The organism is Microcystis sp. M113S1 (assembly GCF_020246945.1).
GTDB lineage: Bacteria > Cyanobacteriota > Cyanobacteriia > Cyanobacteriales > Microcystaceae > Microcystis.
The window spans coordinates 1-9,394 of the sequence record NZ_JADBSA010000199.1 but is presented as its reverse complement, the minus strand read 5'-3'; the positions used below and the strand labels follow the sequence as shown (position 1 = coordinate 9,394).

Annotated in this window: 10 protein-coding genes; 1 reads left to right on the top strand and 9 read right to left on the bottom strand. The window is 40.1% G+C overall.

The features are described 5' to 3' along the window. Window positions 1–199: 199 nt before the first annotated feature. From IM319_RS10140 to IM319_RS10100, 9 genes are all read right to left on the bottom strand, one after another. Window positions 200–1,087 carry an S-methyl-5'-thioadenosine phosphorylase gene (locus tag IM319_RS10140; RefSeq protein ID WP_287735501.1) on the bottom strand — a complete coding sequence of 296 codons (888 nt, stop codon included), beginning with the start codon at window positions 1,085–1,087 and terminating at the stop codon, window positions 200–202. An 82-nt stretch (window positions 1,088–1,169) separates the two neighbouring features. Further along, on the bottom strand, window positions 1,170–1,496 hold the full coding sequence (locus tag IM319_RS10135; RefSeq protein WP_002738732.1) for an urease subunit beta: 327 nt from the start codon (window positions 1,494–1,496) through the stop codon (window positions 1,170–1,172). A 19-nt stretch (window positions 1,497–1,515) separates the two neighbouring features. Further along, window positions 1,516–1,818 carry an urease subunit gamma gene (gene ureA / locus IM319_RS10130; RefSeq protein ID WP_002738360.1) on the bottom strand — a complete coding sequence of 101 codons (303 nt, stop codon included), beginning with the start codon at window positions 1,816–1,818 and terminating at the stop codon, window positions 1,516–1,518. 15 nt (window positions 1,819–1,833) lie between these two features. After that, window positions 1,834–2,079 carry a hypothetical protein gene (locus tag IM319_RS10125; protein WP_286825811.1) on the bottom strand — a complete coding sequence of 82 codons (246 nt, stop codon included), beginning with the start codon at window positions 2,077–2,079 and terminating at the stop codon, window positions 1,834–1,836. Window positions 2,080–2,537: 458 nt separating this feature from the next. After that, window positions 2,538–5,159 (bottom strand): formylglycine-generating enzyme family protein, encoded by a 2,622-nt coding sequence (locus IM319_RS10120; RefSeq protein WP_287735500.1) that lies wholly within the window; start codon window positions 5,157–5,159, stop codon window positions 2,538–2,540. After that, complete coding sequence (locus IM319_RS10115) at window positions 5,152–6,171, bottom strand: AAA family ATPase (RefSeq protein WP_287735499.1); 1,020 nt, start codon at window positions 6,169–6,171, stop codon at window positions 5,152–5,154. Before IM319_RS10115 ends, IM319_RS10120 begins: the two co-directional genes overlap by 8 nt. Before the next feature lie 8 nt (window positions 6,172–6,179). Further along, window positions 6,180–8,159, bottom strand: a complete 1,980-nt coding sequence (locus IM319_RS10110; RefSeq protein WP_287735498.1) for a trypsin-like peptidase domain-containing protein — start codon at window positions 8,157–8,159, stop codon at window positions 6,180–6,182. Window positions 8,160–8,176: 17 nt separating this feature from the next. Then, window positions 8,177–8,536: a CU044_2847 family protein gene (locus IM319_RS10105; RefSeq protein ID WP_287735497.1), complete on the bottom strand. Its 360-nt coding sequence runs from the start codon at window positions 8,534–8,536 to the stop codon at window positions 8,177–8,179. 88 nt (window positions 8,537–8,624) lie between these two features. After that, window positions 8,625–9,257 carry a DUF3782 domain-containing protein gene (locus tag IM319_RS10100; protein WP_287735496.1) on the bottom strand — a complete coding sequence of 211 codons (633 nt, stop codon included), beginning with the start codon at window positions 9,255–9,257 and terminating at the stop codon, window positions 8,625–8,627. Between the two features lie 91 nt (window positions 9,258–9,348). Between IM319_RS10100 and IM319_RS22475 the strand changes: the two genes are divergently transcribed. Further along, window positions 9,349–9,394: helix-turn-helix domain-containing protein (locus tag IM319_RS22475; protein WP_353737100.1), on the top strand; the 46-nt coding region annotated here is incomplete at its 3' end.

The window sequence follows — 9,394 nt, the reverse complement described above, 5'->3', positions numbered from 1 at the left end:
GAACGAAACCCCTTACTATCTGTTGTCAAGGTTCAGTTTTTAGCTTGGTTATCGCTTTTTCCATTGTAGCTTAAAGCCGTCCTAAAAGGACGGGGTTTTAACCCAAATTTTCGATAACCTAGAATTTGGGTCAAATTTATCGTCTGGTTGACAGCGATAAAAATGACCCATTTCTAGATTCAACGACGACTTTTTTCTACTATTTCTCTATCTCTTCAAGATATTTTTTCAAAAAGAGAGCTAATTTTTCTTTAGTGGCGACGGGAACGGAATCTAGACGGGTAAGAATAGCGTATTTAAGGGCAGAATGAGCGGCAGAAACAGGAGGATTAGCTACCAGACGGCGCACCGTTTCTTGGATAACTTTTTGGGCATTAATAGCGTTATGGTGTAGATTTTCGATCACCATTTCTACCGTGACCTGATCGTGATCAGGATGCCAACAATCATAATCGGTAACTAGGGCTAAGGTAGCGTAGGCAATTTCCGCTTCTCGGGCTAATTTGGCCTCGGTTAAATTGGTCATACCGATCACGGTTGCCCCCCAACTTCTATAGAGATTTGATTCCGCTTTAGTAGAAAAAGCCGGCCCCTCCATACAGATGTATGTACCGCCGCGATGCAGGGTAACTTCCGGTAGGTTTAAACTAGCGACGGCATCCCCTAAAATGTTTGCTAATTGGGGACAAACGGGATCACCAAAGGCAACGTGGGCAACAATTCCTTCCCCAAAAAAAGTCGCTATTCTCTCTTTAGTTCTGTCAATAAATTGATCGGGAATGACTAAATCTAGGGGTTTAACTTCGGCTTTTAGGGAACCAACGGCCGAAGCGGAAATAATATATTCAACCCCTAATTGTTTGAGAGCGTGAATATTAGCTCGAAAGGGTAATTCGGTCGGTAAAAAATGGTGATTTCTGCCATGACGCGCTAAAAAGGCGACTTCCGTTCCCTCTAAAGTGCCGAGAATTAAAGCATCGGAAGGAGAACCAAAAGGAGTATCGAGGGATACTTCCCGCACATCCTTGAGGGCATCCATTTTATATAAACCACTGCCGCCAATGATGCCAATTTTTACCGTCGTCATAGTCTTGGAAAGAATTAGTTATCGTTGCCTTGATTTTACCATAATTGAGCGATCGAACTCTGATAATTTTTCCGTTAAGGCCTTACTTTTTCTTTTTCTTGCCCTTGAGGGAACCATTAATTAAACCATTAAAGCCATAAATTTCTTCAGTTCCCGCGATGGTAACTAATTCCACCTCTTTCGTGTCTCCCGGTTCAAATCGAACTGATGTACCCGCGGGAATATTCAGATGGGTTCCTTTGGTTAATTCGCGCTGAAACTCCAGGGCCTGATTAACTTCATAAAAATGATAGTGGGAACCCACTTGAATCGGTCGATCGCCTGTATTAGCCACAGAAATACGCAGGGTGTCGCGACCGACATTAATCTCGATCGCTCCAGATGGTGTGATAATTTCTCCCGGAATCATAGCTGCTAAAAATCTCCTGTTAGTGAATGGGATTGTGAACGGTAACTAATTTAGTACCATCGGGAAAAGTCGCTTCGATCTGCACTTCCGTAATCATTTCCGGGATGCCTTCCATTACCTCCTCGCGAGTTAATAAAGTAGTGCCGTAACTCATCAATTCAGCCACGCTACGACCTTCCCTGGCACCTTCGAGGATGGCGGCGCTAATATAGGCGATCGCTTCGGGATAATTTAACTTGATACCGCGATTTTTGCGTCTTTCGGCGAGCAGTGCCGCCGTGAAAATGAGTAATTTATCTTTTTCTTGGGGCGAAAGTTGCATAGATAGGCCTTTTTTTCACACAGATGCTAGGGTTATTGTACGGTGGGAGTATGTCAAACCACAACACATTCCTATGATTGGAGCATCTTCTAAATAAGTATTTGTTAAAGCTGGAGATTCTAGAGCAGAATCTATATTTTTTGAGGTTTCTGGTAAGTGGCTTTCTAAGCTTTCGATCAGCTTTTCTAAAACGAGAAGTTTTTCAAAACTCAGCCGCTCAATTTGGTTGATTAGTTTTTGCCGCAATTCGATCGATTTCAATGTCCTATCTCCTGTTTTTTTAAGATGAGAAAAGGCAAGAGTAAGGGGATTGGAGAAGATTCGGCTAATCTAAGGATAGGCGGTTAAAATTCGTCTTAGCTTATTGAGCTTAACCTGATTATATCATTAAAGTTAAGTAGGGCTTGCTGAATAAATCTAAAAACCTTGTTGGGTAAGACTTTTAGACTTTTTGTCAATCAAAAAGTACCAGTTCTGGGAGTGATCGGGGGGAAAATTCCGGGACTTTTTCTCTGAAAATTAGGTAATTGACCCCCTCAGAATCGGTAAAAACCTACACCCCACACCCCACACCCCACACCCTACCCCCACGAAAAACTTTTTGCCGCAGACCCTAAATAATTGACCACCCCTAAATTAATACGCTTGCACTATAGTTGGCTCAAAAAAATTCCAGAAAAGGGAATGAGGGAAAAAAAGGGAAAAAAAGAGAAAAAGGGTTACAAAGTCCTCCCAGCACCGCACACCACCCGAAATCCGTTGCTGTCGTCGAAGTTGATGCTGCCGCGGCGGAGGTTGTAGCTGCGGCAAGCGGAACGGCAGTAATACGGATGTATGCACCAAGAACCGCCCCGCAATGGAGAACGATTTTCTATCCAAGGACTGCCATCCGTCGTTGCGCCATCATAATAATCATCGTGCCAGGTATCGGCACACCATTCCCAAACGTTTCCGTGCATATCGTACAACCCGAAGGCATTAGCTACCTGAAAATAGCCCACTGGGGTTGTTTTACGTCGATATTTTCCTTTGGGTTCATCGGCATAAGTTTTAGTACCAGTACCTCGATAGTTAGCTAAATCTGCCGTTATCGTTTCCCCAAAGTGAAAGGCGGTTGTTGTCCCCGCTCTACAGGCATATTCCCATTCTGCCTCACTCGGTAGCCGATACTCCCGTTTTGTTTCCCTTGATAGTCGTTTACAGAATTCCGTTGCTTCATACCAGTTGACGCTTTCTACGGGTAGCTCATCCCCTTTGAAGTGAGAAGGGTTTGTCTCCAGGTTGATGTCTATTTTAGCGGTTGCGGCGATAGCTTGCCACTGAGCTTGGGTGATAGGATAACGCCCCATGTAGAAAGAGGAAACGGTTACTCGGTGTGGGGGTTTTTCTCGTCTAAATCCATCCCAACCAAATTTTTTCACCAGTCTTTCGATTTCCTCATCTTCCGTTCCCATCGTGAATGTGCCGCCGGGGATTTCCATCAATTCCAATTCGACTCCCTCGGCTAGTTTTTGGACAATGCCTTTTGCTTGCCTTTTTTCCTTTTTAATTACCCATTTTTTTGGTTCAAAACGACTTCTTTGAGACTGACGTTCTATGGTTGCTACGGTAAATTCAAAGGTACGGGTTTTTAAGGGAGGTTCCGAGGGTTTAGAGATTGGAAGGGGATTGGAGATATTAACGGCGATTTTTTCGGCGAATTCTGCGTATTCTCCCCCCAGATTGCGTAAGACTTCGATGCTGACTTGAGCAAAGGGAAGAATTTTTTCTCTTTGTTCTGGGGGATAGGTGGGTAATAGGGTTAATAAAGCGGCAAAACTGCGGATAGGACTTTTAATTTCCCCGGCAATATATTGGGAAATAGCATCGAGTACCTTGATAGTTTGTCGCCTACCGATAGCATCATTTAAGACTTGACGTACCCCGGGCAAAAAGTCATAGACTCGATACTGTCCTTCTTCATTTTCTACAATCGGTTTTAATAGACCTCCCATGTAGAATTCTGCCACATGAACGGGACGCACTTCGTTTAAAAGAGTTTTACGAATAAGATTGACCACCTGCATACTTACCGGGGCAGCTGCCATCATTTTTGCTAATTTTTTGGCTGGTTCTGAAGCGGTGGCAAAAAATCGCTCGACCATTGCCTCGGCTTTATTTTTGATGCTGTTTTTATCTTCGCTGTCTTGCTTATTTTCCTCTCTGGATATAGGGGGAATTTCAATAATTTGTTGTTTAATAAATTCTAAATCAAATAAAAAAGCGGAAATCTGAGCATTACCTGAACCAGCGACAACTTTTGCCCATTGCTTGAGGACTTCTATTTCTAACGTGATTACGGGAATAAGAAGGGTATTTTGCCAGTTAATCGGTAGCCATTGGGGATAATTTTTTAAGATTAATTTCGGATTGGGAACCCCAGCAGTTAAAGCAGTGGTAAAGAGTTTACGTCCCCGTCCTAGTTGGGTACTATTCCATAATCTTTCGGGGAAAAGTTGCAGAATAGCGGTGGGTTGTTTTTCCGACCAATCTTTTAGCCAAGGATGAATTAAGGCTTTTTGCCAGAGAGGAGAAACACAATCACTTACTAATAAAACTAATCCCTGTCCCCTGGGATGAATAAGTTCTTTATGGGAGTGATAGCGTTGTTGAGGTTTAACTTTTTTTCTGCGTCTTACTAACTGTAATTCTTGATTATTTGAGGTTGATAGTTGCCAAACTCTGACGTTTTTAAATGCTCCTTGATTTTCTAAGAGATTTTGTAACTCATTAATTAATTCTCGCCAAATGAAAGAGGATCTAGATTCTTCTACTACTAATTCGAGGGTTAACCAGCGTTCCGGTTGGGGTTTAGTCACAGGTAGCCAAATATCCCTTTCTGCAATAAAAGAAGCGGTTGCTTCTTCATCTAGAATCGTTTTAGTTGCTGAGGGAACTTTTCCCATGAAAGGACGCAAAGCGCGACTAATCGGGAGTGCTGTCTGTAGTGCCGCGGCAGCAGGAACTTGAAAAGGAAAGCCTTGGATTGGGGTAGTTTTCTCTATTTCTTGGGGGAGAGATTCTTCGGTAATAACATCGATATTTGGCTGAGATTTTGATAGGTTATCTTCTGGAATGTCCTCTAAATTTTTCTCTATTTCATTAGAAGTTGATGAATCTATTGGCTGTTTATTTTCTGGATTTCTTGGGGGTGGTTGCAAGTCTTCAACTCCCATTTGTAGGGCCAACCAGATGCTATCAGCTACATCTTCATCACTGAGTTGTAACCGTTCGATTAGTCCTGTTTGCTCTAGATAATCTAATAGTTTTTTAATTGATGAATTGGATGGGGATTCACTCATCTTCTATCGTCCCCAAATCTTTCAAAAGTTGACTAATGAGGTCATCTTGAGTTGATATAGCTCCTTTTTTGACCATAAAAATAGCATTAAGTAATTGATCCGTAGCTAGGGTTTGTGAATTGCGCTTTTGAATGAAGTTATCAATCAGTTTATCGATGTCTGGATTGTTAGTAATTGTTTCTTCTAAATGTGCCTCGATTATTTTAATTAAGTCGGGTTTCTCTGGCTCTTTCATGGTTAAACGGAGACAACGACGCAAAAAAGGTGGGGGAAAGTCTCGTTCTCCATTGCTAGTTAAAATCACAAAAGGAAAAGCCTCACAGATAACTAAACCATCTTTTATAGTTGTTTTTATATCTTTCTTGGTAATGTCGGTTGTATCGGTATAAGCAGTGCGGACATTAACCTCATCCACTTCTTCTTTTAGCCTAACTAATTCGGGTATTTCAAAGCGTCCTTCTTCAAATAAGGTGAGTAAATCATTGGGTAAATCGATATCACTCTTATCAATTTCATCAATTAACAGTATTCTTGGCTTTTCTGACTCTAATAATGCGGTTCCCAACGGTCCAAGGGTAATATATTTTTCAATCTGTTTTAATTGGTCTTTTCGTTCTTTTGGGGTTAATTCTTTTTGCTCTCGTTCCAGTAATTTAACTTCCTGTAAGCGACCGATCGCATCATAGTTATATAGTCCATCTTTTAGGGTAGTATGGGTGGTAATCGGCCAGTATAATACTTCTCCTAATTTTAATTCCTGGGCGACTTTATAGGCAAGAGATGACTTTCCTGTTCCGGGTTTGCCAGTTACTAATAAAGGTCGCCGTAAATACAAGGCTGCATTGACCATTTTTATTTCTTCGTCGCGCACTAGAAAGGTTTCTCCCCGATGCTTACGACGACTTTCTCCCAGTTTCTTTTCTTTGCCAAAAGGTCGCCAGCTGGGAGGCTCTGGTAATGTCCAAGCGTCTGTGGGTTCTTGATTTCCTGTAAAAATTTTCCAGTCTTTCATAATTTAATTTATGGCATCAAAAGTGGATAGTTGGGGGGAACAAGCTGATAGTCATCCCAAAGTAATGATAGATGATTCCCAATATGATTATCTTCTAACCAAGCGGCGGAACGTTTATTTTTAATTATTTCTGGTAATTTTTCTAGTGGACATTGACAGATAGGGTCTAATTTTTCCTGACAATTAAGTTCTTGGTTGGCATCGGGTCGTATCCACAGAGATAAAGGGATTCCAGTTTCGTATAAAATGGCTAGAATATTTTTTAACTCTAAGGAGTTTTCTTGACTGAGATTAGTTAACCTTGAACCGATAACATTGTTAAATTTATGATATTTGAGTATTTTATTCGGATGGTCATTATTTGCCAGAGTTTTTTTAAAGATAATTGCTTGCTGATTGTTTGATTCGATCAGTTCTTGGATTTCTTCTTCACATTTTAAGATTTGGGTCAAATTTTGCTGCTGTATATTCCGAAAAAGTTGGCATTTTTTGATCCATAAATAGCTTTGTTGATTTTTGATATTTTCGGCTGTTATTCGTTCTGAAAATCTCATGATTATCTCATGATCGATTCCCCAATGATGGGGATCGCAGCCTGTAGCTATTGCCACTTCATGAATTGAGAATAAATCAATCGGTTTAATCTCTTTTTCAATAAATCTATAGGGTAGAAAAAATTGAACTTTTTCTAGGGAAGATTGACAGATATTTTCTGATTCTCGTTTAAATTTTTTCAGGTGATTAATCAATTCATTTTCTTGGAGATGATTACCCAGACTTATTCCTTCATTGGGGGTTAAAGATTGATATTCTCCACGTTTTTGAGGTTCTTTTTCTGTGGGATGATAACTGTTGATATCTTTAACAATCCAAGCTCTCAGCATTAAAGATTTGTTTTCCTCTGTAAGGCTAACAAATAAGCAGGGATTTTTGTCTGTTGATTTTTGAGAAACATTTAGCGATCGCTGCTGGCGATTATTTTCTAAAGTATTGATTAAAACTTCCCATTTTTTTTGATATTTTTTTAGCCATTCTTTTAATGACTTTGCCAGAGCATCTGTTGAGTTTAACTGAATAACTAAATAGCCAATAAATATTTCTAACCAAGAAAATTTTGATTGAGAAGTATAGGTAAAATGTCTTTCATCTAATTGATAGATTATTTCTATAAAATCAGACCAAGAGAAAGGAATTTTTCTAGGTAAATCCACTAAATTATCCCTCACTTCAATTACTAAATTTTCATAAGCTGTATTAAGTTGATCTTGATAATTATTGTTTTCAAATACATATCTAATCCAGGAGATAATTTCAGGTATTCTTCCCTCTACTCGTGCTAAATCTAGCAACCTATCCCAAGCTTTTAAAAGAACATTAGTAGGAATAAAAAATGCAGATTTTGCAACCAATTTTTCCTTATCAGCCATTACTGCCATCCCCACTACTCCCCCCAATTGCTCATCCCAGATAGCTGTCCCACTAAACCCACCTTCTACAGCATATCCCGTGCTTTTATTATCTTCTATCTGAATTTTGTTGTTAGCAATATCACCTTGTATCTTACCATCAGACCAGACACCTTCGTTTCTGGAAAAACCATAAGCTTTATAATTATGATCAGATAAATCTCCTATTTCATAGGTAATTAAAGAAACTGGTTGAGCTTGTGAAGGAACTGAATCTTTTAATTTTAAAATAGCAATATCCTGCGGATCATTGCTTTTAAATTTAACCGGATGCCAAACTTCTACGGTTGCTTCTAAAGATGTACCCGATGCAATGATAGGAAAATCACACTCAATAATGTCAGTGGGTTTCTTAGTAGATGTTACATCTTTTTCTCCTATTGATTGATTAACAACATGAGCGCAGGTAATCAAGTATTCTGATGATATTAGAAATCCTGCCCCAACAATTTCTATTTTATCATCTTTATTTTTTCGTTGCTTATAAATTCTGACCACAGAAAATTCTAGAGATGCAACCATTATTTCTATCTAAGTCCTCATTGAGTAGATGATTGCTTATTTTTTTCCTTGTTATCCCATTTTAGGGTAATTTCATAATTAACATCGGCACTGCCAGATGCAATAATAGCCCCTAGACCAACAGTCATTTTTATCCCGAGTTTTACCTCTACCTGATCAGGAGGTTCATTCAAACTTTTGACCTTATTAATTATGGCATTTGCCACCGGTTTTATCCCATTTAATGCGTCTTCAAAAGATTGAGCGGCTTTAACAGCTATTTCATCTGTTAGACTAATAAGTTCATCTTCTGGTTTCGGTTTGGGTAAGGGTAACTTTTCATCCACCTCGATGTAAATAGTCCCCTCCTCTGAGGTAAATTCCACTAAACGAGTCATAACAATTCTCCTGTTTATTTTATTGCGTTTGCCCAGACTTAATCAATCACAACGCCATCTTTTTGGCCTCATACCTAATTATATCTCTTTACCAAGTATTTGGTTGAAAGTCAGCATCATTAATAATTGCCACCGTATCCCCAGAGGGTTTAATCACGAATAGACCTTTTCTATATGCGTATCGATCGATTCCCTCGTTGATTTCGATTCCCGCCACTGCACCGTAAGCTTGATAGTTTTGATAATGGGGAAAAGCGATTTTAAAACGAGTCAATTTTTCGATAAATTCATCCACATCATCTTTAGATAATCTAGATTTACATTCCACCACCACGAGTTCTGTATCATCCACCGCTAGTATATCAATTTCCATGGCGATGCCCTGACGTTTGACTCTGGCACGGGGATAAACTTCCTTAATATCAATGCCTTTCTCCTGAAAAAGCCGTAAAACCGCCGGTTCTACCAATTCTTCCACAAATCGACCCCAGGGAGTGGTGAGACTATCTACCGCTTTGCTGGTTCGTTCTACGGTGCGTTTCAGTTCTGCCATCGAGCGCTCGGCTTCGGCGGCCCGGCGATCGCTTTCTAATTTCGCTTCGGCAAAAATACGTTCCATTTCGGCCCGAGGAAGATCGCTTTCCCTTAAACGGCGATCAAACTCCTCGGCCGAAGCGCGGAATAGCTGGTAAATATCCTCAAGGGTTACAGGTTCACTCATCGAAAATTTTGGGTCTGAAACCCCGTCGTTCTACGACGGCTTTACTGTTAAATATTAACACATTTACCAAATATATGCTAAAATGTGAGACATGGAAAAAGCCTATTCGTTTCGATTTTACCCCACACCCGAACAAG

What these genes read in the sequence shown, in the direction of transcription:
- IM319_RS10105 (WP_287735497.1), bottom strand. Translation starts at nt 8,536, where the DNA reads ATGACTCGTTTAGTGGAATTTACCTCAGAGGAGGGGACTATTTACATC.
- IM319_RS10110 (WP_287735498.1), bottom strand. Translation starts at nt 8,159, where the DNA reads ATGGTTGCATCTCTAGAATTTTCTGTGGTCAGAATTTATAAGCAACGA.
- IM319_RS10100 (WP_287735496.1), bottom strand. Translation starts at nt 9,257, where the DNA reads ATGAGTGAACCTGTAACCCTTGAGGATATTTACCAGCTATTCCGCGCT.
- IM319_RS10140 (WP_287735501.1), bottom strand. Translation starts at nt 1,087, where the DNA reads ATGACGACGGTAAAAATTGGCATCATTGGCGGCAGTGGTTTATATAAA.
- IM319_RS10120 (WP_287735500.1), bottom strand. Translation starts at nt 5,159, where the DNA reads ATGAGTGAATCCCCATCCAATTCATCAATTAAAAAACTATTAGATTAT.
- IM319_RS10135 (WP_002738732.1), bottom strand. Translation starts at nt 1,496, where the DNA reads ATGATTCCGGGAGAAATTATCACACCATCTGGAGCGATCGAGATTAAT.
- IM319_RS10115 (WP_287735499.1), bottom strand. Translation starts at nt 6,171, where the DNA reads ATGAAAGACTGGAAAATTTTTACAGGAAATCAAGAACCCACAGACGCT.
- ureA (WP_002738360.1), bottom strand. Translation starts at nt 1,818, where the DNA reads ATGCAACTTTCGCCCCAAGAAAAAGATAAATTACTCATTTTCACGGCG.